Raw genomic sequence first — 21,611 nt, 5'->3', positions numbered from 1 at the left:
ATTCATGTTTTTATTTTTGCAAAGAAAACTTTGCAAAGATTTGTTTGCGGTATTAGACTGCCGCCATGAAAACACCCGTTCCGCCACCTGCGTCACCGACATCCCGTAGCGTTAGCCAGGTTGTCCCTGATGTCACCGCCTTAAAGGCGCTCGCCCATCCCGTCCGCTTGCGAATGCTCGGCATGCTCCGCGTCGATGGGCCGGCCACGGCAACGCAGCTTGCAACGCGCCTCGGCCTCAATAGCGGCGCGACCAGCTATCACCTGCGCCAGCTCGCCCAATACGGCTTCATCGAGGATGCGCCCGGACCATCGCGCCGCGACCGCCGGTGGAGGGCATGCCACGAGCTGACTTCGGTTCGCCCCGCGGAAACCAAAGGCGAGGCTTTTGATATGGACGTTGCCTTTGCGCAGGCAATCCTCTCGCAGCAGGTCAGCCAGATGCAGAAGGCCGCGGAAGAATATGCGGAGCTGCCACTCGAATGGCGCAAGGCGAGCACCGCAAGCGACATCATCATTCCATTGACCTCTGAAAAGGCAGAGGCCCTCACGAAGCGGTTGAACGATATCCTGCTCGAAGCAATGAGCGAGGCCCCGCCACTGGGCGAACCCCTGCCGCCCGCGAAGGTGCCCTTCACGATCATGCTGCACGCCTTCCCTTATCCGGGCCGCCTGCCGCATGACGAGGACGAGAACGAGCCATGAGCCGCCGCCCCTTTGTCGCGCTCGCGATTGCGGAAACCCTGTCCATTTCGGGCACGCGGCTGTCGGGCATCGCGGTCCCCTGGCTCGTGTTGAGCACGACCGGCAGCCCGATGCTGACCGGCCTCGTCGCCATGATGGAAATGCTGCCCTATGTCGTCGCAAAGGCGCTCGGCGGCCCCTTGATCGATCGCCTCGGCCCGAAGCGCATCGCCCTCATCTGCGACAGTGCCTCAGTGATGACAGTCGGCCTTGTGCCTGTGCTCCATCTCATCGGCATGCTGACCATGCCGATCCTGCTGCCGATCGTCTTTGTCATGGGCCTGTTGCGTGGTCCGTCCGATGCCGCCAAACAATCCATGGTGCCTGATATCGCCGAGCTTGCCTCCGTGCCGCTGGAACGCGTGACCGGCGTCGTCGGCGCCATCGAGCGCCTGGCATCGACGGCGGGTGCGGCCGGCGCCGGTGCTTTGATCGCCCTGATCGGCCCCAGCCAGGCACTTGCCGTCAACGCCCTCACCTTCGCCGCTGCCGCCGTGATCGTTGCAGCCGGCATTCCGAGGTTGCGGCACGCTCCAAAAGCTGAAGCTGCTGGTATCACCGCCTATGGACGGGAACTCGCGGAGGGCTGGCTTTTCCTGCGCCGGGATGCGGTCCTGGTCGCAATGACCCTGATGGTGGCGACAACCAATCTGTTCGATCAGGCGCTTGCCACCGTACTCCTGCCCGTCTGGATACAGGGCTCCGGCCATGGCCCCGTCCTGCTCGGAACACTCTTTGCGATCTTCTCCGGCGCCTCGATTGTCGGCGCGGTCATTGCTACCATGATCGGCGAACGGCTGCCGCGCCTTGCCGTCTACACGGTGGCTTTCCTTTTGACCGGCCTCCCGCGCTTCCTCGTCTTTGCGCTCGATTCGCCGCTCGCCCTCATCTTTGTCACGCTCGCCATCGGCGGCTTTGCCTCGGGATTCCTCAATCCCATTCTCTCGGCCGTGCTCTTCGAGCGTACGCCAAAGCCGCTGATCGGCCGCGTTACCTCGCTGAATGCCGCATTCTGCTGGGCATTGCTGCCTTTTGGCGGGCTGGTCGGCGGCCTGCTGATCAAGGCCTGCGGGCTTTCCGCGGCACTGCTCGTGATGGGCCTGGCCTATTTCGCAGCCACGCTCGCGCCGCTCGCACACGGCAGCTTCCGTGGCTTCGAAAAGAAAAAGTTTGCGGATAACATACTGTCTTTGTGAGCCTATTACGTCTAATGGCGCATTGCCGTCATTTTTGCTTTGCATCAATTTACGAGGGTTAATTCGTATCGCTGCCAGAAGTGAGTGAGCTTGTTCTCGTCGAAGAGGCGCGGAGATGCCACACCGAGGTGACGATGCCACACTTATGAATGAACACAGCATTGCATTGACGACGGATACTACACGGCAGAACGTCCTTCCGCAGACGGGCCTGAGCCATCAGCTCTCGCCCTGCCGAAAGCCACGCTTGCCGCAACCAATCCAGTAACTTCAAAAAATCGGAGTCAGACCATGCCTTTCATCAAGACCACGGACGGAACTGAAATCTTCTACAAGGATTGGGGTCCGAAGGACGCCCAGCCGATCGTCTTCCATCACGGCTGGCCGCTCAGCGCCGACGATTGGGACAACCAGATGATGTTCTTCCTCGGCAAGGGTTTCCGCGTCATCGCTCATGATCGCCGCGGTCACGGCCGCTCCACTCAGACCTTCGAAGGCAACGAGATGGACACCTATGCTGCCGACGTTGCCGCCCTGACGGATGCGCTCGACCTCAAGAATGCTATCCATGTCGGCCATTCGACCGGCGGCGGCGAAGTCGTCCACTATGTTGCCCGCGCCAAGGAAGGCCGCGTCGCCAAGGCTGTGATCATCGGCGCTGTACCGCCCGTCATGGTCAAATCCGACAAGAATCCAGGCGGCCTGCCACTCGAAGTCTTCGACGGTTTCCGTGCAGCGCTCGTTGCCAACCGCGCCCAGTTCTTCCTGGATGTTCCGACCGGCCCCTTCTACGGCTTCAACCGTCCGGGCGCCAAGGTCAGCCAGGGTGTCATCGAAAACTGGTGGCGTCAGGGCATGATGGGCGGCGCCAAGGCCCATTACGATTGCATCAAGGCCTTCTCCGAAACCGACTTTACCGACGATCTTACCAAGATCACCGTGCCGGTTCTCGTCATGCATGGCGACGACGACCAGATCGTTCCGTATGCCGACTCCGCGCCGCTTTCTGCCAAGCTGCTCAAGAACGGCACGCTGAAGACCTATGCCGGCCTGCCGCACGGCATGTGCACCACGCATCCGGAAATCATAAATCCGGATCTGCTGGCCTTCATCCAGGGCTGAATTTTTCCTTGAAACGCAATGCGAGGCGCGCCTCTTGGCGCGTCATCGTTTGTTATAAACGGCCTACGCTGACGCAACGTCATCCAGTCGTGTCAAGGAGTCGTCACGGATAGAGTTTAAGATCCCGAGCATGACGGAAAAAAGGCCGGCCGTCGGCGGTGAAGAGACAACGCAATTGCGGCAGACGTTTCTTATCGCGGTTCCACTCTCAACGACAGATATGAGTCGTCGAATTCGGCAATTTCCTGCAGCCGAGTCCAATCAATGATTCTCAGTGTCCTGTTTTCCCAGGTGAAGACGTTTTCGCGTCGCAACGTCTGGAGCGTCTTGTTGACGTGGACAAGCGAAATTCCCATTACATCGGCGAGTTCCGCTTGGGTCAATGGCAGTCGAAAAGACCAGTCGTCAACCTGCTCCACCGTCCGCAGGCGAAGGTACAATTCGCAAATGAGGTGAGCGATGTGAGCCCGTTTTGATCGCCTCCCCATCGACGAGATCCACTCGCGATTGATGGCGGCATCGATGATCGTCGTCAGCCACAACAACCGCGCCAGATGTGTCATCGTGTCGGAAATATTCCTCAAGTCGGCGTGATCTGCGAATGCGACCCGGCAAGGCGACAAGGCGACGATGCCATGGTCGAGTTTTTTCAGTAGAAAGGCGTGCAGATCAACGAAGTCGCCTGCAACCTGCAGTGCCGTAATCTGCCTTGAGCCATCGCTCAAGCTCTTATACCGGGCGGACAGCCCTTCGATCATCAACGTACTGTAGCTTGGACGCGAACCCTCGACGACGATGTCTTCACCCGGCACGAAGGTGCGGCCATTGACGATCATCTCGCGCAAGCGGGTACATTCCGCCGCAGAGAGAACATCGCGGCTTCGAAGATTCAGCAAAAGTGCCTCAATCATGGGAGTCCGTTGGATCTGTTCGTGCTCCAATGAAAACTTAGTCGAAAGGAACATTTTTCAATGCGAGGCTTTAGCTCCAGCAGAAATGAGGAGCTTTCAATGAGCCGGTATTACTTTGACCTGCGCAATGGCGACGGACCTCTGCGAGACGAACATGGTATCGAAATCGGCACACGCAGCGACATTGTACATGAGGTCACCAAGATATTGGTGGGGCTCGCAAGCGACGAACTGCCGACAACGGATCGGGCGACAATTTCGGTCAAGGTGCGAGACGAGGACGGAAAGGTGCTCTCGGTATCGACCCTCTTCTTCCGCCATGAGTGGATCGACGTACGATAATGGGCGCTAAGGGCGCCTTACATATTGTGGTACGCCTGGGGGAATCCCGTAGAAATCTGCCTTGTCGGCACAGAAGATATGATAGCCGAACGTAAGCCCGCTCGGCTGATCAAAGGCGCCGGCCATGATAGAAATTTTCCGCCCGCCGATCCGCTGCCAGAAGAGCGCCGAGCCGCATTGTAAGCAGAAACCGCGCCTTGCCGCATCGCTCGACTGAAACCAGCGCAGGTTTTCCTCACCGGTGACGGAGACAGCCGAAGCCGGCACGTCGGCCGAGGCATAATAAAGCCCGGTCTGCCGCCGGCACTGCGAGCAATGACAGCCAACCACGACATCGGGCTTTTCCCTCGCTTCGAACCGCACCGCGCTGCACAGGCACCCACCCGTATAACGTTCACTCATTGCCATCTCCGAAACCATTCGGGAGAGTGGCGTCGGCGCAATCGTGGGTCAAATCCAAAACGCTGATCTAAGGTTTCAGGAAAACTGATCCGGTGGAAAAGCAGAGATCCTCAGCTGCAGGCTCGCTCATTAAGGCTTATGGCGGCGCCCGGATGGTATCGCTCATTAAAATACAGCCATTACGTTTATTAGATAAATCAAAATTAATAAATTCTGATTTACAGTCGTTGCAACTGATCGGGAACAGGGCTCGGCAGCAAGCGAGGTGAAATATGAAGCTGTATCGCAATTTTCACGCTAATAATGCGGGCGCCGCCGCCATCGAGTTTGCGATCATCGCACCCGTCTTCATCCTTATCATGCTGACGATGATCGCCTATGGTATCTATCTCAGCGCGGCCCATTCCGTTCAGCAGTTGACTGCGGATGCCGCGCGCACGGCTGTCGCGGGTCTTACCAGCCAGGAGCGCACGCAGCTCGTCAACGACTTCATTTCCCGATCGACGATCGACCACCCGCTGCTCGACCGCTCGAAGCTGCAGGTCAGCGTTACCACCGATCCGGCCAATGCCAACCAGTTCACTGTCTCCGCGACTTATGACGCCTCGAACCTTCCGATTTGGAATCTCTACACATTTCCCCTGCCCGGCCACATGATCCGCCGTTTCGCGACGATCCGGATGGGGGGCATCTGACATGTCGACATTTCGTGCCTGGCCAGCCCGCTTCGCAGCCGATACGGGCGGCAATATCGCGATCATCTCTGCCCTTTGCGCGCCGCTCATACTCTATACGCTCGGCCTCGGCATCGACTACGGCATGATGACGCTGCAGCAGCGCCGCCTGCAGGAATTGAGCGATGTCGGCGCTATCGTCGCTGCCTCCGACATCAACCATGCGGCTAAGAACCTAGTGACCAATTTCAGCCAGAATGGCTTGAACGTCGCGGTCAAAACCGCAAGTGGCTATGAAACGAAACAGGGAGAAAGGCAGCTTTCGGAGGCCGATCTCGAAACGTTCGATGCGATCGCAAACCTGGTGCCCGGTACCTATGTTGCCGATACGTCCATGGCGCTCAGCAGCCGTTTCTCGCCCGGTGCACAACCTTACGATGCAGCGAGAGTGAACCTTAGCCAGAAGGCCGAGCTGACATTTGCCGCTGTATTTGCCCCTGCGCCGACCCTGAGCGCCACGGGCACGGCCTCCGCCGCGAAGCTCGCCGCCTTTTCCATCGGCTCGCGGCTCGCGAGCCTCAATGACGGTGTGCTGAATGCGTTGCTCGGAAGCCTGCTCGGAACCACACTTTCCCTCAAGGTCGCCGATTACACCGCACTGGCGGCTGCCAATGTCGAGTTGCTCTCCTTCCTCGATACTCTGGCGACCGATCTCAATCTCACCGCCGGCAGTTATGACGATGTACTGGCGACGGAGATCTCCTACCCTCGCCTGCTCACAACGCTGAAGAAGACCACCGGCCTGACATCTACGACAACGAAGGCGCTCGATGCGATCGAGAAGGCACTCGGCACCACGCAGGTCAAGCTGAAGCTCGAAGATCTTTTGAACCTCGGGTCCGCGGGCGAAAGGATGATCGGCAGCGGCTCGCATCTTTCCGTCGATGCCAGCGTGATGGATATACTCTCGGCCGCCGCTATCGCCGCCAACCAGAAGAAGCAGGTCGCCGTCAATCTGAATACCGCCGTCCCCGGTCTTGCCGCCGCGAAACTCACGCTAGCGATCGGCGAACCTCCGAAGGAAATGGCCTCCAACAGGGTCGGGACGACGGGTGCCGTCGTCCGCACGGCCCAGGTGCGGCTTGCAATCGAGGTGAATGCTCTCGGCATCGGTTCTATTGCAGGCATCAAGCTGCGCGTGCCGCTCTATGTCGAGGTCGCCTATGCGGAAGCCAAGCTCGCGAGCATTTCCTGCCTTGGAGCCACTGCCCAAAATGCCGATGTCGGCATCGATGTCGTTCCCGGTGTAGCCGAAGTCGATCTCGGTGATGTCGACACCAGCGCCTTTGCCAATTTCGGCAGCAAGCCGCGCGTTGTCAGAGCCAAGATCATCGATGCCACACTTCTCAGCGTCTCCGCGCTCGCTGAGGTCAATATCACCAATCAGAGCAAGACCCGGTTGACCTTTCATCCGCAGGATATTGCCGCCAAGACCATCAAGAATGTCTCGACCAAGGACACGCTGACCTCGACCGTCGCCACCCTGCTCGGCAACACCGAAATCCAGGTCACCATCCTAGGCCTCGGCATCGGCCTGCCGAAATCGGTCATCCAGGGCGCAGTCGCCGATACGCTGACCGGCCTCACCGGGCCGCTCGACGAATTGCTCTACAACACCCTGACCCTGCTCGGCATCAAGATCGGCGAAGCCGATGTGCGGGTCACGGATGTGCGCTGCCAGCAATCGGTACTGGTGCAGTAGCAGGAGCAGCGTCGGCTCAGGGCGCGAGTGTCCCCTGACCGAAGACGATCTTCCAGCCATCGTCCGCCCGGCGCTGCAACACGAAGGCGCGAGGCTGGGCTTTTCTCTACTCAGTACTGACTATTCGCTGCTCACATCGCCTCAGGCGCTGGCAGCCATCCGCTTCTCGTCCCGGCCGCCCTTCATGCGCTCGGCGAGCAGGAATGCAAGCTCCAGCGCCTGGTCGGCGTTCAGGCGCGGGTCGCAATGGGTGTGGTAGCGGTCCTGCAGGTCTTCGGCGGTGACAGCGCGGGCGCCGCCGGTGCACTCAGTCACGTCCTTGCCGGTCATTTCGATATGGATGCCGCCCGGATGCGTGCCTTCGGCGCGGTGGATCTGGAAGAAGCTTTCTACTTCCGAGAGAATCCGCTCGAAGGGACGGGTCTTGTAGCTGTTGAGCGTGATCGTGTTGCCGTGCATCGGGTCGCAGGACCAGACGACCTTCTTGCCTTCGCGCTCGACAGCGCGGATGAGCTTCGGCAGGTTGTCTGCCACCTTGTCATGGCCGAACCGGCAGATCAGCGTCAGGCGGCCGGCTTCGTTGGCCGGATTCAGCACGTCGATGAGCTCGATCAGATTGTCGGGCTGCAGCGACGGGCCGCATTTGAGGCCGATCGGGTTCTTGATGCCGCGGAAATATTCCACATGCGCATGGTCGAGCTGGCGCGTGCGGTCGCCGATCCAGATCATGTGGCCTGACGTCGCGTACCAATCGCCGGACGTGGAATCGACGCGGGTGAGCGCCTCTTCGTAGCCGAGCAGCAATGCTTCATGGCTGGTGAAGAAATCGGTCTCGCGCAGGCTCGGATTGTTTTCGGAGGTGATGCCGATCGCCTTCATGAAATCCATGGTTTCGCTGATGCGGTCGGCAAGCTTGCTGTAGCGCTCGCCTTGCGGGCTATCCGTGACGAAGCCGAGCATCCACTTGTGCACGTTGTCGAGATTGGCATAGCCGCCCATCGCGAAGGCGCGCAGCAGGTTCAGCGTCGCAGCCGACTGACGGTAGGCGTCAAGCTGGCGCTCCGGGTTCGGGATGCGGGCTTCCGGCGTGAATTCGATACCGTTGACGATATCGCCGCGATAGCTCGGCAAGGAGACGCCATTCTGCGTTTCCATCGGCGCCGAACGCGGCTTGGCGAACTGACCGGCGATACGGCCAACCTTCACAACTGGCAGCTGGGCGCCAAAGGTCAGGACGACGGCCATCTGCAGGAAGGCGCGGAAGAAGTCTCTGATATTGTCGGCGCCATGTTCCAGGAAGCTCTCTGCGCAGTCGCCGCCCTGCAGCAGGAAGGCGTTGCCTTCGGCGACATTGGCGAGTGCACTTGTCAAACGGCGGGCTTCACCGGCAAAAACGAGCGGCGGATAGGTGGCAAGCATGGCTTCCGTCGCCGCCAGCGCGGCCGCGTCAGGATATTCCGGAACCTGCTGGATTGGCTTGTTCCGCCAGCTGCTCGGGGTCCAATTCTGTGCCATGTCACTCATCTGCTTCCCCATCCGGTTTGCCTCGGATGCCTGCCCGTTTAATAGTCCGGCGGCTTATAACCCTTTCGGCCCCCCTTGCCTAGTAGCGCATCGAAACTGACGTTAAGGCGGTATATACTATGCTATTTTCCATCTGTTTTAGATTTTCCATGTAAAGCGTACCCTAATAATGTAGGGGTTCAGCATGGGTATCCTTCCGTCCGCTTTCCTTTCGGACCGATCTGGCAATTTTGGCATTATGACGGCACTGCTGGTCGTGCCGCTGGTCGGAGCGGCGGGCCTTGCGATCGATTTTTCCCATGCCTTGAGTCTCCGCAGTGAGCTTTACGCGGCGGCCGACGCCGCGGCGGTCGGCGCCGTCTCCCAGAAATCGAGCGCCGCCGCGGCCGCGACAAGTATGCTGCAGGACGGCACCGTCGCCGTCGGCCAGACCGAGGCGCACAACATCTTCTTCGGACAGATGTCCCCGGAACTTGCCGAACTCAACGTCGACACCAGCATAGACGTCACCAAGACCGCCAACAAACTGCATTCGCAGGTTACCTTCAAGACAACGATGCCGACGTCGTTCATGCGTATCTTCGGCAAGGACAGCGTCGATATCAGCGGCACCGCGACGGCGGAATACCAGACCGCCTCCTTCATGGACTTCTACATCCTGCTCGACAACACGCCTTCGATGGGCGTCGGCGCCACGCCCGCCGATGTCACCAAGATGGTCAATCTCACCGCGAACAACAAATCGAACCCCTCATGCGCCTTCGCCTGTCACGAAAGTGGCGCCAACAAGGGCAAGGACTATTATACGCTTGCCAAGAAGAACAACGTCACCATGCGCATCGACGTGGTGCGCCAAGCGACACAGGCGCTGACCAAGACGGCCAAGGCCGATACGGACAACCAGTTCCGCATGGCCGTCTATACTTTCGGCGTAGCGGCGGAAACGGCGGGACTGACCGAGGTCGTGTCGTTGACGAGTGATCTCGACAAGGTGGGCAACAAGGTTTCCCAAAAGACGCTGAACCCGCAGCCCGGCGACAGCGAATATGTCCTCGACCTGATGACCATCCCCCAGCAGGGCTATAACAACGACACCCAGACGAGCTTCGACACCGCGCTGACCCTGCTCAACAACAAGATTACCTCCGTCGGCTCGGGAACGAGTTCCGCCGACGCGCAGAAAATCATCTTCTTCGTCTCCGACGGTGTCGGCGACAGCTACAAGGCGACGACCTGTACCGAACCAGTTACGGGCCAGCGCTGCCAGGAACCGATCGACGTCACCTTCTGCCAAAAGCTCAAGGACCGGGGAATCAAGATCGCCGTGCTTTACACCACCTACCTGCCGCTGCCGACCAACAGTTGGTACAATACGTGGATCAAGCCGTTCCAGGCCAAGATCCCGACCCGCATGTCGGCCTGCGCCTCTCCCGGGTTCTATTTCGAGGTAAGTCCGACCGACGGCATCACCGACGCCATGAACGCCCTTTTCCTCAAGGTCGTCCGCGCGCCGCGCCTGACCGGCTGACCTGACCGACTACCGGCGGCGCGGGCTTTATACTCGCGCGCCGTCCTTGATCCTGTAGCTCGGCGCATACATGGTCACCAGCTCTTCGGCCGCCGTCGGATGCAGTGCCATGGTGCGATCGAAATCGTCCTTGGTGCAGCCGGCCTTCAGCGTGATGCCGAGAATCTGCGCCATTTCGCCGGCATCGTGGCCAAGGATATGAGCGCCGACCACCTTGCGGCTTTCCGCATCGACAATCAGCTTCATCATCATCTTTTCCGCCCGGCCGGACAGTGTCGCCTTCAGCGGCCGGAACTGGGCGCGATAAACTTCCAGCTCCTTGTATCGCTTGCCCGCCTCTTCCTCGGAAAGGCCGACCGTGCCGATCTCCGGCTGCGAGAAGACCGCGGTCGGAATGAGATCGTAATCCGGCTTTGTGGGATTGTTCTTGTACTCGGTTTCGATGAAGCACATGGCCTCGTGGATCGCGACCGGGGTCAGCTGTACCCGATCGGTGACATCGCCGAGTGCGTAGATATTCTCGACGTTGGAGCGCGAGTAATCGTCGACGATGATGGCGCCGCGCTCGTTCAGCGCAACCCCCGCCTTTTCGAGCCCCAGCCCCTGCGTATTCGGATCGCGGCCGAGCGCCAGCATGACGACGCCGGCGTTCAGCGTCTCGCCTTTCATCGTCTCGATGACGAGGCCGTTTTCGCCCTTGGTTACCTTCTCCATCACATCCTGGCAGATGATGCGAATGCCCTTGGCAACCATGGCTTCATGCAGCCCGCGGCGCAGGTCCTCGTCGAAGCGCGAGAGGATTTCGGTGCCACGATAGATCAGCGTCGTCTCAACGCCGAGCCCATGGAAAATATTGGCAAATTCGACGGCGATATAGCCGCCGCCGGCAATCAGGATGGATTTCGGCAGCTCTTCGAGATGGAAGGCCTCATTAGAGGAGATGCAGAGCTCGTGGCCGGGCAGTGCCTGATGCGGGTTCGGCCTGCCGCCGGTGGCAATGACTATGGTCTTTGCGGTGACGGTTTCCCCTGTCTTCAGGAGCTTGATCGTATGAGCGTCGACGAGCTCGGCGCGTGTTTCCAGGATTTCTGCATTGGCGCCGGCAAGCCCCTTCTTGTAAAGCCCTTCGAGGCGCGCGATCTCGCCATCCTTGGCGGCGACGAGCTTCTTCCAGTCGAACGAGCTTTCGCCAACCGTCCAGCCGAAGCCGGCGGCATCCTCGAAATGTTCGTGGAATTGTGAAGCGTAAACGAAGAGCTTCTTCGGCACGCAGCCGCGGATCACGCAGGTGCCGCCGTAGCGGTATTCTTCGGCGATCGCCACCTTCTTGCCGAGCGAAGCGGCGACGCGCGCGCTGCGCACCCCCCCGGAACCGCCGCCGATGACGAAGAGGTCGTAGTCGTAGGAAGGCATGATGATCTCCGGAGGGAATCGCTGGATGGGTCGTTCACATATAGAGCAATTCCAGCAGAAGTGTGCAGCGGTTCTGCGTTCGGAATTGCGTTAGGCAAAGAGAGCAATTCCAGCAGAAGTGTGCAGCGGTTCTGCGTCCGGAATTGCGTCAGAACAAAGAGATAAGGGCAGCCCCATAAAAACAAAAGCCCGGACGAGGCCGGGCTTTTGCCGAAATCAAGGATGGTCTCACTTCTTGGCAGGTGCCGGGGCAGCCGGTGCTGCTGCCGGAGCAGGCGCTACCGGGCTGTCGGTTGCCGGCGGCGGAGCCTTGATGACCTTGGAGAGCTCGGCATTGCTCTGCTTTTCCAGATCACGGGAAATGCCCTGCGCCCAGATATCGGCAGCCTTGGCAGTTTCGCGCGAGGCGACCGGGCCGTCACGCAGCAGCTTCTTGCCAACATCGGAATTGTAGAAATCGGCGATCGCCTTCAGTTCATCGACTGTAAAGGCCTTGGCATAGGTAAGTGCCGCTTCCTTTTCCAGGTCGGCGCGGCGCGGCGCCAGGGCCAGTGCCTGCTTGTCGACGGTTGCGGTGATGATGTCCTGATAGTTCGGCGAATCCTGGATCAGGCCGGCCTTCAGACGTTCGGCCAGACCCGGCAGGATGTTGTCATACTGGGTGGTTGCGCCGATCGCGTCCATGGCTGCGCGTGCAGCCTTGAGCTGCTCTTCGGACACTTCCTGCGCTCTTGCGGCAGAGCCGAAGGCAAGCCCGGAAAGAACGATGGTCGCAGCGGCAAGACGGCCAAGACCTGCAATATTCATCATGAGTTTCTATGCTCCTGTTATCTGTTTGCCTGCAGCGTGCGGGCACCTGCAGGACCAGCAATGATCGCAAGCGCCGCCATGTTGATGAAAAGCCCGTGCTCCACGACACCGGGTATGGAATTCAGCTCCCTCGAGAGCGCCTCTGCATCAGGAATGCGGCCAAAAGATGCATCGATGATGTGGTGGCCGCCGTCCGTGGTAAACTCCCCGTCACCGGACTGACGAAGCGTGAGTGCGCCGGAGAGACCAAGGCGCGAGGCAGTTCTTTCGATCGCGATGCGCGTCGAAACGAGGCCGAAAGGATTGACCTCGATCGGCAGGGCGAAAGCCCCGAGCGTGTGCACCAGCTTGCTCTCGTCGGCAATGACGATCATCCGCGTCGAAGCTGCAGCGACGATCTTTTCGCGCAGCAGCGCGCCGCCGCCGCCTTTGATGAGCCGCAGCGCCGGATCCACTTCGTCGGCGCCGTCGATGGTGAGATCGAGTTCCGGCAGCTCGTCCAGCGATTTCAGGGGAACGCCGAGTTCGACGCAGAGCCGCGCCGTGCGCTCGGACGTGGGAACGCCCTCGACCTTGAAGCCGGCTGCGACCTTTTCGGCAAGCAGACGAACGAATTCTTCCGCCGTGCTTCCCGTACCGATCCCGAGGCGCATTCCATACTCAACATGAACAAGTGCGGCCTCGGCGGCCTTGATCTTCATTTCGCGGGCATCCATGCGCCGCCAGCTCCTGATGTTTTCGTTGGATGTGCTGTTTACACGGCTCGTATTGCAAACGAAAGCCAAAATCATCGTCCTGCAATTGAAAGCCACGCGTTTTGGCTGCGACTTTTCTATCTGATCTCGCTGCGTTGCTTTTCGTCAGTTCATCGCCTACTCCCTGAAAATCCTACTCCGCAAAGAGGCATCACCGTGACCCCTGCTCCCGAAAATGCCGGCCAAGCTCTTCCTGAGAATAAGGCCATCGTTGTCTTCGATCTCGACGGTACGCTGCTCGACACCCATGTCGATCTGGTCGAAAGCCTGAACCATACGATCGCAGCACTGAAGCTTGAGCCCGTTACCTATGATGACCTCACGCACCTGGTTGGCCAGGGCGCCCGCGTGATGATCGAGCGTGCCTGCAGGCTGCAGGGTCACCCTCTGACATCAAAGGAGGTTCCGGATCTCGTCGAGCGTTTCGTCGCCCATTATAATGCCAACATGCCGGGCCATACCCAGCCCTATCCCGGCCTCATCGCCGCCATGGACCGGCTGAAGGCCTCGGGCTACCGTCTTGCTGTCTGTACCAACAAGCTGGAAGGCCTTGCCGCCGGCCTCATCGAGAAACTTGGCTTGATGCATTATTTCGACGCGATCACCGGGGGCGACACGTTCGAATACCGCAAGCCCGATGCACGGCATTTGACCGGTACCATCGAACGCGCCGGGGGCGATGTTTCCCGTGCAGTGATGATCGGCGATAGCATCAATGACATTGCGGTCGCGAAGAATGCCAACGTGCCCTCCATCGCCGTGCCTTTCGGCTATTCGGATGTGCCGGTGTCGAGCCTCGATCCGGATGTGATCATCACGCATTTCGATGAGCTGACACCGGAACTGGTGGAGATGTTGTTGCGGGAATCTGCGGCGAAAATTGCTGTTTGAGGCGGACGCTCTCACACCGTTGCTGTTGTAGCGTGTGATACCCCCCTCTGGCCTGCCGGCCATCTCCCCACAGGTGGGGAGATCGACCAGAAGCTTGACCTTCGCACATCACCAACGTCGCGCAGTTTGAGACGTTGGTTGTTTGGGAAAGCCCGCGCTGCCAGCTAATCTCCCCACCTGTGGGGGAGATGGCCGGCAGGCCAGAGGGGGGGGCCACACGGTATGCCTCTCCTCCTAATTCCCGCAGTTAGCCAACCCCAGAAACAAAACGGGCGGCCCGAAGACCGCCCGTCAAATTCCTATCAAACACCAACCGTCAGATCTGCGCCTCGCGCGACTTCGTCGTCACATCGAATGCCTTTTCCACATAAGCATCGCGGCCATAGACGTCGTCGAAATATTCGATCATGCCATCCTTGTTCGGCCAGGCGGTGAAATAGGATACATAGACAGGGATCTTCTGCGGCACCTTAACGGCATGGTTCTGGCCCGTGGCGATCTGCTTGGCGACCTCATCGACCGTCGTGCCGAGAACCGCCGCTGCCATGGCGCGCGGATCGGAAAGACGCACGCAACCGTGGCTCAGCGCCCGCATGTCACGCTTGAAGAAGCTCTTCGAGGGCGTGTCGTGCATGTAGATGGCGTGGCTGTTCGGGAACAGGATCTTCAATTCACCCAGCGCATTGTCGCTGCTCGGCGGCTGACGCACAGAGATGTTCTGTGTCGAGCCATACCAGTCGACGCTGGAAGACGGGACGGCATGGCCGCCGACTTCGACCTGATAACCCAGCTGATCGAGATAGTCCGGGTTGGAACGCAGCTTCGGCAGCATCTCGTTGATGATGATCGACTGCGGCACGCCCCAGAACGGGTTGAACTCGACCGTTTCGATCTCGTCGTCAAAGAAATAGGTCTGGTTATTCTTGCCGCCGACCACGGTGCGCATCGCAAGCTGCTGCTTGGAGTCGTTGAAATAGTAGGCCATGAAGGCCGGCTGGTTGATCATCACGTAGCGCGGGCCGAGGTCGGCGGGCAGCCAGCGCAGCTGCTCCATCGCGACAACAAGCTTGCCGATCTTGGAGGCATTGTTGTCGCCGCCGGTCATCATGCGCACGGTTGCCTGGCCGATCACGCCGTCGGGCTTCAGGCCGCGCTCCTTCTGGAAGTCCTCGACCAGTGACACGATCTCAGGCGAATAATCGCTGCTGCCGGCATAGGCCGAGAAGGTGGCGGCATGTGCGGTCTTCAGCTCTTCCGAACCATGAATCTGGATCGCCTTGACGATGTTGGCTACTTCCGGCGAGCTGTCGCCTGGACGCAGCAGGGAATCGAGCGAAATGGTGACCCTCTCTTCATTGCCTCCGTCGGCTGCGCGCAGCTTGGCAAGCTCGGCCTTCAGCGCCAGGAATTGCATGCTGTCGGGATTGCGGCTCGAGAGATAGGCCGCAACGTCAGGGCTCAGGCGGGAAAGCTTCAGCACGGGATCGAGCTTCACGACCTTGCGCTGGAAATCATGGTAGCCGGACAGCTTGTTGGGATCGACGCGGCCACGTGTCGTGTCCTGCACGTAAGCGAGAACTTTCGAGGACAGCGCCAGTTCGAACTGCGTCAGTGCGCGGTCGCGAGCATCCGGGTCCGGATTGGCCTGATCGATTGTCGGCTCGGCGACGGCATAGTCGGCCGGATCGAGGCCAACGCTTGCAGCATCGGCAAGTACGCTCATCGCCGCCTTGCCGCGCTCATTGACGCCCTCGCCGGAGACCCAGACGAGCGGATTCTTGCCGTCGCCATAGTAGGCTTGCAGGGCCTTGGCGACATCGGCGTTGGCGCGAACCTTGGCTTCCGTCAGGAAGTGACGCTGCGGAGCGCCGTCGGTGGTCGCCGTACCCGAGACATCGGCAACGGCGCCGGTCACGACGGGATCGGCAAACTTGGTCGTATCGACGAGCTGCAGCGCCTCGGCCTTATAGGTATAGTAGCGCGGGCTGGAAACCTTCGGCAGTGCTGCTTCGGGATCGAGATCGCCGCCAAGGCCGCCGTTGCGATTTCCCGGATTGCCGCGGATCGGAGCCGACGGGTCCATGATGATGGTGCTCTGGCCTCTTGCCCGGTCGCCGCGCAGCATGTCCATCAGCGTATAGGCATGCGCAGGAACCGCGCCAATCACGCAGGAAAGTGCCAATGCGGAAACCGCGCTTTTCAAAATGAACTTCATCTGTTTTCCAGTTCCAGTATCATGCTGTTGTCGAGCAAAAAGGCTCAGATCAATTCTTCCAGAATTCCCGGCAGCCGCGGCCCATTCATCAGAAATCGGCCGGCGATGCCAGTGCTTTCAGCGCTCAACTTCGTGTGACGGAATCGAACGCGACGCCACGCAGCAGTTCACACAAAATTATGAAATTATTAGTTAATTTTTTACCGAATTTTCCTCCGCGAGAAAGTGCGCTTTCTGACGCTCTTTGCATTAATTTTCCGGCGTGGCCGAAAGAACACGCCTGGCGAAGCGCTGGTAGGCGATGCAAAACATGAGCCCCGTTTTCAATATTTCGCGTGGGATCCGGTTTTCTTGGTAAGCGTTCCATCCTATAAGTCTCTCATCTTCAAGGACTGCTCTTAACAGCATGCGACAGGAAGGCACGAAGCCATGAGTTCCACCCGCACCGAAACCGACACATTTGGCCCGATTGAAGTTGCCAGCGACCGATATTGGGGCGCGCAGGCGCAGCGTTCTCTCGGCAATTTCAAGATCGGCTGGGAGAAGCAGCCGCTCTCGATCGTACGTGCGCTTGGCATCGTCAAACAGGCAGCGGCGCGCGCAAACATGGCGCTCGGCCAGCTTGATCCCAACATCGGCAAGTCTATCGTGGATGCCGCCCAGGAAGTGATCGACGGCAAACTGAACGACCATTTTCCGCTGGTCGTCTGGCAGACCGGCTCCGGCACGCAATCCAACATGAATGCCAACGAGGTGATCTCCAATCGCGCTATAGAAATGCTTGGCGGCGTCATGGGTTCCAAGAAGCCGGTGCACCCGAACGATCACGTTAACATGAGCCAGTCGTCGAACGACACCTATCCGACGGCCATGCACATTGCCTGCGCCGAGCAGATCGCCCATCACCTTCTGCCGTCGCTGAAGCATCTGCATGCTGCGCTCGACATGAAGGTCACGGAATTCAGCCACATCATCAAGATCGGCCGCACGCATACGCAGGATGCGACGCCGCTGACCCTTGGCCAGGAATTTTCGGGCTATGCCGCGCAGGTCGGCTCCGCCATCAAGCGCATCGAGATGACCCTGCCCGGCCTCTGCGAACTCGCCCAGGGCGGCACGGCCGTCGGCACCGGCCTCAATGCGCCCGTCGGATTCGCCGAGAAGGTCGCCGAAGAGATCGCCGCCATCACCGGCATGCCCTTCGTGACCGCGCCGAACAAATTCGAGGCGCTCGCCTCGCATGATTCGATGGTTTTCGCTCACGGCGCGATCAACGCGGCAGCGGCTGCCCTCTTCAAGATCGCCAACGACATTCGCTTTCTCGGCTCCGGCCCGCGCTCCGGCCTCGGCGAACTGGCGCTGCCGGAAAACGAGCCCGGATCATCGATCATGCCCGGTAAGGTGAACCCAACGCAGTGCGAGGCACTGACGCAGGTCTGCATTCACGTCTTCGGCAACAACGCCGCGCTGACCTTCGCCGATAGCCAGGGGCATTTCGAGCTCAACGTCTATAACCCGATGATGGCCTACAACTTCCTGCAGTCGGTCCAGCTGCTCGGCGACGCCGCCGTCTCCTTCGCCAACAATTGCGTCGTCGGCATCGAGGCCCGCGAAGACAATATCAAGGCCGGTCTCGAACGCTCGCTGATGCTGGTGACCGCACTTGCGCCAAAGATCGGATACGACGCGGCCGCCAAGATCGCCAAGACGGCGCACAAGAACGGCACGACGCTGAAGGAGGAGGCACTGGCAAGCGGGCTCGTGACATCTGAGGAATATGATGAGATCGTGCGGCCGGAGACGATGATCAGCCCGAAGTGATCGGGTTGCATGAGTTTCGGAGGCCGGCCCTATGCCGGCCTTTTTGATTTTCGAGGTAAGTTCGGCGCCTCAAGGGGCTGCGGTGCTTCTTGTCCGACTTGGGGAGGAGCAAAAAGGACCGCGGCGTTTTCGCCGCCAATCCCTCACCCTCCCCAATTGCTTTTACCCCCAGCCACATTTAGACCGTTTCCAAACTATCCCACCAGAAAGGTCACTTCGATGGCTGACGATCTCTTTCCTCTCGGCGCCGACACCACCCCTTACCGCAAGATCAGCAGCGACTATGTTTCTGTCGATACGTTCAAGGGCCAGGAGATCCTGACGGTCGATCCGGAGGGCATTCGCCTCCTCGCCGAAACCGCCTTTGCCGATATCAACCATCTGCTGCGCCCCGGCCATCTGAAGCAGCTCGCCGCGATCCTCGACGATCCCGAAGCGACCGATAACGACCGTTTCGTCGCCTATGACCTTCTGAAGAATGCCAATATCGCCGCCGGCGGCGTGCTGCCGATGTGCCAGGATACGGGCACTGCGATCATCATGGGCAAGAAGGGCCGTCGTGTGTGGACAGAAGGCGGCGATACGGCTGCCCTTTCGAAGGGCGTGCTCGACGCCTATGAAAAGAAGAACCTGCGCTATTCGCAGCTCGCGCCCATCAAGATGTTCGAGGAGAAGAACACCAAGAACAATCTGCCGGCGCAGATCGACATCTATGAGGAAGGCACCGACAGCTATGACTTCCTTTTCGTCGCCAAGGGCGGCGGCTCGGCCAACAAGACCTTCCTGTACCAGGGCACCCCGTCGCTTTTGACGCATGACCGCATGCTGGACTTCCTCAAGGAGAAGATCCTCACCTTGGGTACGGCCGCCTGTCCCCCCTACCATCTGGCTGTCGTCATCGGCGGCACTTCGGCCGAGATGAACCTGAAGACGGTCAAGCTCGCCTCCACCCGCTATCTCGACGAATTGCCAACGGAGGGTTCCGAAAGCGGCCACGCGTTCCGCGATATCGAGATGGAGAAGGAAATCCACAAGCTGACGCAGAGCCTCGGCGTCGGCGCCCAGTTCGGCGGCAAATATTTCTGCCATGACGTGCGCGTCATCCGCTTGCCCCGTCATGGCGCCTCGCTGCCGATCGGTCTCGGCGTCTCCTGTTCCGCCGACCGTCAGGCCAAGGGCAAGATCACCCGCGACGGCATCTTCATTGAGCAGCTGGAAACCGATCCGTCGAAATACATGCCCGAGATCGACGAGGCGAAGCTTTCTGAATCCGTCGTACGCGTCGATCTCAACCAGCCGATGGCCGATATTCTCGCCGAGCTTTCCAGGCATCCGGTCAAGACGCGCCTGTCGCTGACGGGCACGATCATCGTGGCCCGTGACCTTGCGCACGCCAAGATCCGCGAGCGGCTGGAAAAAGGCGAAGGCATGCCTGACTACATGAAGAACCACCCGGTCTATTACGCTGGCCCTGCCAAGACGCCCGCCGGTTACGCCTCCGGCTCCTTCGGCCCGACAACAGCTGGCCGCATGGATAGCTATGTCGACCAGTTCCAGTCCTTCGGCGGTTCCATGGTGATGCTCGCCAAGGGCAACCGCTCGCGCGCCGTGCGCGAAGCCTGCAAGACGCATCGGGGCTTCTATCTCGGCTCGATCGGTGGGCCGGCCGCGCGCCTGGCGCAGGACTGCATCCGAAAGGTCGAGGTGCTGGAATATCCCGAGCTCGGTATGGAAGCCGTCTGGAAGATCGAAGTGGAAGATTTTCCCGCCTTCATCGTCATCGACGACAAGGGCAATGACTTCTTTCAGGAACTGAACCTCGGCTGAGACTGAAGGCGCCTGGCTACCGCAGGGACGCCGTCTGCGCCGTATCGATGTCGGCCGCCACTGGTTTTTCCATCGCGGCGATATCGGATGCGCTCAAAACGTCCTCAGCCTTCACGCTGGCGAGAATGTCGGTCCTGAAGATGCCGTTGAAGAAGCCGCTCTGCTGCAGGAGAAAGACGCCGCCGGCAACGACGGCGAATGCAAGAATGGCTGGCGAAGTATGGCGAGACGATTCCATGACTCATGCCTTCGGCAGGGAGCCGCGATCCGGTTCCCGTAAACCAGGTTTGATGAAATAGAATCTGTCATTTCGCCCTGTCCGCCAGTAGATCAGAGAACAGACACCGACCGTCGACAAAACAAAAACGATCCCTGAAAAGAGAAAACGACTGAACTTTTTTGAGACGCCTCGCGCATAAGAGGTGTCTCACTCTCAGTCGTACTTACAAAATCCCGAGAGAAATCATAAGGCTGATCTTAGTAATGATGCCCGTCAAACTTATCGTATGTAATCTTTGGTATATGTCGCTTTAATCTTTTCCCAAGAAATCTAAGCTAACAAATAGAAGATTGCTTAAGAATTGGATGAGGAGTTGCCGGAATGAATACGGCCGTTGCGCCCAAGGTGCAGGTTCCCGATGTGGCAGGTCAGATTACCTATGCCATGCGCGCTATGGGCGTTGCGCCAATTCCCCGCAACTACGAACTCTTCTATGAAGCCTATATCGGCTCCAATCCCGCGCTCACCCGCGATCTTGCGGCTCTCGGCAGCCAGGCGACGCAGGCCGAGCTCGATGCGCTCGGCGCGCAGCACTGCGCACACACCTCACCCGCCAAAATCTTCGACGATGCCCACAGCCGCATTGCCGGCGAGCTCGAAGGCCTCTTGCGTGTGCTTCGCCAGGAGCAGACATCGCTCGAAAGCTATAACCGATTGCTCAGCGAGACCTGCAAGCGCATCAGCTCGAAAAGCACGACGAGCGCCGACCTGATCGAAAACGCGATCGACCTTCTGACCCGAGCCACCGGCGACACTATCACCCATGGCGAAAAGACCGTCGAGGACATGGTCCAGCGCTCGCAGGAGATGGACGAGGTTCGCAAGGAACTCGACGAATACAAACGCATCGCTAATACGGATTCGCTGACACGCCTTTCCAACCGCCGCGCCTTCGACGACCGGCTTGCCGCCATCTTCAACAATCCGGCGCTACGCCCGGTCACCGCGTTGGTGCTTGCCGACATCGATAATTTCAAGAAGATCAACGACACCTATGGGCACCCGGTCGGCGACAAGGTTCTGGCCACGGTCGCCTCCGTCATCCGCAGTAACGTCCGCCGTGATGTTTTCGTCGCCCGCACCGGCGGCGAGGAATTTGCCCTCATCATCGACGGCAATACGCTGGAGGAAGTGACGGCGATCGCCGAGCGCATCCGCCGGACGCTGGAGGCCACGCCCTTCAAGAATTCCCGGACGCGCGTCAATTACGGCCCGGTCACGGTCTCCATCGGCATCTGCATGGCGTCCAACGCCGAAGATTCCGGCGAGCTTTATTCCAAGAGCGACATCGCCCTCTACAGCGCCAAGAATGCCGGCCGCAACTGCACCGTCGTCTACGAGGATGGAATGCAGAAGGAGTTCACCAAGAGCTGGCTGATCTACAAGTCGTGATAT

The 21,611-nt window shown here is 59.5% G+C and carries 19 protein-coding genes; 11 read left to right on the top strand and 8 right to left on the bottom strand.

Going from position 1 to position 21,611, the window contains the following annotated elements; translation table 11 throughout:
- The first annotated feature begins 65 nt into the window (after positions 1-65).
- From FHX08_RS06820 to FHX08_RS06810, 3 genes are all read left to right on the top strand, one after another.
- A complete protein-coding gene (locus FHX08_RS06820; RefSeq protein ID WP_184327050.1) occupies positions 66-704 on the top strand; it encodes a helix-turn-helix transcriptional regulator in 639 nt (212 codons plus the stop codon).
- Positions 701-1,939 carry an MFS transporter gene (locus FHX08_RS06815; RefSeq protein WP_184327049.1) on the top strand — a complete coding sequence of 413 codons (1,239 nt, stop codon included), beginning with the start codon at positions 701-703 and terminating at the stop codon, positions 1,937-1,939. Before FHX08_RS06820 ends, FHX08_RS06815 begins: the two co-directional genes overlap by 4 nt.
- 291 nt (positions 1,940-2,230) lie before the next feature.
- Positions 2,231-3,061, top strand: coding sequence for an alpha/beta fold hydrolase (locus FHX08_RS06810; protein ID WP_184327048.1), 831 nt, complete (start codon positions 2,231-2,233; stop codon positions 3,059-3,061).
- Positions 3,062-3,252: 191 nt separating this feature from the next.
- Here the strand turns inward: FHX08_RS06810 and FHX08_RS06805 are convergent, their stop codons facing one another.
- Entirely contained in the window at positions 3,253-3,972 is a 720-nt protein-coding gene (locus FHX08_RS06805) for a Crp/Fnr family transcriptional regulator (RefSeq protein WP_184327047.1), read from the bottom strand.
- A 99-nt stretch (positions 3,973-4,071) separates the two neighbouring features.
- Between FHX08_RS06805 and FHX08_RS06800 the strand changes: the two genes are divergently transcribed.
- Positions 4,072-4,314 (top strand): DUF6894 family protein, encoded by a 243-nt coding sequence (locus FHX08_RS06800; protein ID WP_132651684.1) that lies wholly within the window; start codon positions 4,072-4,074, stop codon positions 4,312-4,314.
- A 6-nt stretch (positions 4,315-4,320) separates the two neighbouring features.
- Here the strand turns inward: FHX08_RS06800 and FHX08_RS06795 are convergent, their stop codons facing one another.
- Complete coding sequence (locus tag FHX08_RS06795; protein WP_184327046.1) at positions 4,321-4,716, bottom strand: GFA family protein; 396 nt, start codon at positions 4,714-4,716, stop codon at positions 4,321-4,323.
- Between the two features lie 272 nt (positions 4,717-4,988).
- Here FHX08_RS06795 and FHX08_RS06790 point away from each other — a divergent pair, with 272 nt between their 5' ends.
- The gene (locus tag FHX08_RS06790; RefSeq protein ID WP_184327045.1) at positions 4,989-5,411 is read left to right on the top strand and encodes a TadE/TadG family type IV pilus assembly protein; all 423 of its coding nucleotides are present in this window, start codon (positions 4,989-4,991) and stop codon (positions 5,409-5,411) included.
- A 1-nt stretch (position 5,412) separates the two neighbouring features.
- Positions 5,413-7,152: a pilus assembly protein TadG-related protein gene (locus FHX08_RS06785; RefSeq protein ID WP_184327044.1), complete on the top strand. Its 1,740-nt coding sequence runs from the start codon at positions 5,413-5,415 to the stop codon at positions 7,150-7,152.
- 141 nt (positions 7,153-7,293) lie between these two features.
- Here the strand turns inward: FHX08_RS06785 and FHX08_RS06780 are convergent, their stop codons facing one another.
- Positions 7,294-8,667, bottom strand: a complete 1,374-nt coding sequence (locus FHX08_RS06780; RefSeq protein WP_184327367.1) for a class II 3-deoxy-7-phosphoheptulonate synthase — start codon at positions 8,665-8,667, stop codon at positions 7,294-7,296.
- Positions 8,668-8,860: 193 nt separating this feature from the next.
- On the opposite strand from FHX08_RS06780, the gene FHX08_RS06775 reads away from it, so the two are divergent.
- Positions 8,861-10,204, top strand: coding sequence for a pilus assembly protein TadG-related protein (locus FHX08_RS06775; protein WP_184327043.1), 1,344 nt, complete (start codon positions 8,861-8,863; stop codon positions 10,202-10,204).
- Positions 10,205-10,231: 27 nt separating this feature from the next.
- Here FHX08_RS06775 and gor read toward each other — a convergent pair whose 3' ends face one another.
- The 3 genes from gor to rpiA form a co-directional block, all read right to left on the bottom strand.
- Positions 10,232-11,617 carry a glutathione-disulfide reductase gene (gor, locus tag FHX08_RS06770; RefSeq protein ID WP_184327042.1) on the bottom strand — a complete coding sequence of 462 codons (1,386 nt, stop codon included), beginning with the start codon at positions 11,615-11,617 and terminating at the stop codon, positions 10,232-10,234.
- A gap of 228 nt (positions 11,618-11,845) precedes the next feature.
- On the bottom strand, positions 11,846-12,427 hold the full coding sequence (locus FHX08_RS06765) for a DUF2059 domain-containing protein (protein ID WP_132651691.1): 582 nt from the start codon (positions 12,425-12,427) through the stop codon (positions 11,846-11,848).
- A 17-nt stretch (positions 12,428-12,444) separates the two neighbouring features.
- Entirely contained in the window at positions 12,445-13,143 is a 699-nt protein-coding gene (gene rpiA, locus FHX08_RS06760) for a ribose-5-phosphate isomerase RpiA (protein WP_184327041.1), read from the bottom strand.
- 195 nt (positions 13,144-13,338) lie between these two features.
- On the opposite strand from rpiA, the gene FHX08_RS06755 reads away from it, so the two are divergent.
- Positions 13,339-14,073, top strand: coding sequence for an HAD family hydrolase (locus FHX08_RS06755; RefSeq protein WP_132651693.1), 735 nt, complete (start codon positions 13,339-13,341; stop codon positions 14,071-14,073).
- A 316-nt stretch (positions 14,074-14,389) separates the two neighbouring features.
- Here FHX08_RS06755 and FHX08_RS06750 read toward each other — a convergent pair whose 3' ends face one another.
- Complete coding sequence (locus FHX08_RS06750) at positions 14,390-16,288, bottom strand: murein L,D-transpeptidase (RefSeq protein WP_132651694.1); 1,899 nt, start codon at positions 16,286-16,288, stop codon at positions 14,390-14,392.
- A gap of 429 nt (positions 16,289-16,717) precedes the next feature.
- Between FHX08_RS06750 and fumC the strand changes: the two genes are divergently transcribed.
- Together fumC and FHX08_RS06740 are read left to right on the top strand one after the other, a co-directional pair.
- Positions 16,718-18,109: a class II fumarate hydratase gene (gene fumC / locus FHX08_RS06745; protein ID WP_132651695.1), complete on the top strand. Its 1,392-nt coding sequence runs from the start codon at positions 16,718-16,720 to the stop codon at positions 18,107-18,109.
- Positions 18,110-18,328: 219 nt separating this feature from the next.
- On the top strand, positions 18,329-19,936 hold the full coding sequence (locus FHX08_RS06740; RefSeq protein WP_132651696.1) for a fumarate hydratase: 1,608 nt from the start codon (positions 18,329-18,331) through the stop codon (positions 19,934-19,936).
- A gap of 16 nt (positions 19,937-19,952) precedes the next feature.
- Here the strand turns inward: FHX08_RS06740 and FHX08_RS06735 are convergent, their stop codons facing one another.
- Positions 19,953-20,174 carry a hypothetical protein gene (locus tag FHX08_RS06735; protein ID WP_132651697.1) on the bottom strand — a complete coding sequence of 74 codons (222 nt, stop codon included), beginning with the start codon at positions 20,172-20,174 and terminating at the stop codon, positions 19,953-19,955.
- A gap of 363 nt (positions 20,175-20,537) precedes the next feature.
- Here FHX08_RS06735 and FHX08_RS06730 point away from each other — a divergent pair, with 363 nt between their 5' ends.
- A complete protein-coding gene (locus FHX08_RS06730; protein WP_132651698.1) occupies positions 20,538-21,608 on the top strand; it encodes a GGDEF domain-containing protein in 1,071 nt (356 codons plus the stop codon).
- Positions 21,609-21,611: the final 3 nt, after the last annotated feature.

It is taken from the genome of Rhizobium sp. BK529, from assembly GCF_014194105.1.
Classification (GTDB): Bacteria; Pseudomonadota; Alphaproteobacteria; order Rhizobiales; family Rhizobiaceae; genus Rhizobium.
The sequence above is the reverse complement of the archived record's forward strand: the minus strand, read 5'-3'. Positions and strand labels throughout refer to the sequence as shown.

What these genes read in the sequence shown, in the direction of transcription:
- FHX08_RS06780 (WP_184327367.1), bottom strand. Translation starts at nt 8,667, where the DNA reads ATGGCACAGAATTGGACCCCGAGCAGCTGGCGGAACAAGCCAATCCAG.
- FHX08_RS06815 (WP_184327049.1), top strand. Translation starts at nt 701, where the DNA reads ATGAGCCGCCGCCCCTTTGTCGCGCTCGCGATTGCGGAAACCCTGTCC.
- FHX08_RS06800 (WP_132651684.1), top strand. Translation starts at nt 4,072, where the DNA reads ATGAGCCGGTATTACTTTGACCTGCGCAATGGCGACGGACCTCTGCGA.
- FHX08_RS06735 (WP_132651697.1), bottom strand. Translation starts at nt 20,174, where the DNA reads ATGGAATCGTCTCGCCATACTTCGCCAGCCATTCTTGCATTCGCCGTC.
- FHX08_RS06775 (WP_184327043.1), top strand. Translation starts at nt 8,861, where the DNA reads ATGGGTATCCTTCCGTCCGCTTTCCTTTCGGACCGATCTGGCAATTTT.
- FHX08_RS06820 (WP_184327050.1), top strand. Translation starts at nt 66, where the DNA reads ATGAAAACACCCGTTCCGCCACCTGCGTCACCGACATCCCGTAGCGTT.
- gor (WP_184327042.1), bottom strand. Translation starts at nt 11,617, where the DNA reads ATGCCTTCCTACGACTACGACCTCTTCGTCATCGGCGGCGGTTCCGGG.
- FHX08_RS06750 (WP_132651694.1), bottom strand. Translation starts at nt 16,288, where the DNA reads ATGAAGTTCATTTTGAAAAGCGCGGTTTCCGCATTGGCACTTTCCTGC.
- FHX08_RS06730 (WP_132651698.1), top strand. Translation starts at nt 20,538, where the DNA reads ATGAATACGGCCGTTGCGCCCAAGGTGCAGGTTCCCGATGTGGCAGGT.
- rpiA (WP_184327041.1), bottom strand. Translation starts at nt 13,143, where the DNA reads ATGGATGCCCGCGAAATGAAGATCAAGGCCGCCGAGGCCGCACTTGTT.
- FHX08_RS06810 (WP_184327048.1), top strand. Translation starts at nt 2,231, where the DNA reads ATGCCTTTCATCAAGACCACGGACGGAACTGAAATCTTCTACAAGGAT.
- FHX08_RS06795 (WP_184327046.1), bottom strand. Translation starts at nt 4,716, where the DNA reads ATGAGTGAACGTTATACGGGTGGGTGCCTGTGCAGCGCGGTGCGGTTC.
- fumC (WP_132651695.1), top strand. Translation starts at nt 16,718, where the DNA reads ATGAGTTCCACCCGCACCGAAACCGACACATTTGGCCCGATTGAAGTT.
- FHX08_RS06805 (WP_184327047.1), bottom strand. Translation starts at nt 3,972, where the DNA reads ATGATTGAGGCACTTTTGCTGAATCTTCGAAGCCGCGATGTTCTCTCT.
- FHX08_RS06765 (WP_132651691.1), bottom strand. Translation starts at nt 12,427, where the DNA reads ATGATGAATATTGCAGGTCTTGGCCGTCTTGCCGCTGCGACCATCGTT.
- FHX08_RS06785 (WP_184327044.1), top strand. Translation starts at nt 5,413, where the DNA reads ATGTCGACATTTCGTGCCTGGCCAGCCCGCTTCGCAGCCGATACGGGC.
- FHX08_RS06790 (WP_184327045.1), top strand. Translation starts at nt 4,989, where the DNA reads ATGAAGCTGTATCGCAATTTTCACGCTAATAATGCGGGCGCCGCCGCC.
- FHX08_RS06740 (WP_132651696.1), top strand. Translation starts at nt 18,329, where the DNA reads ATGGCTGACGATCTCTTTCCTCTCGGCGCCGACACCACCCCTTACCGC.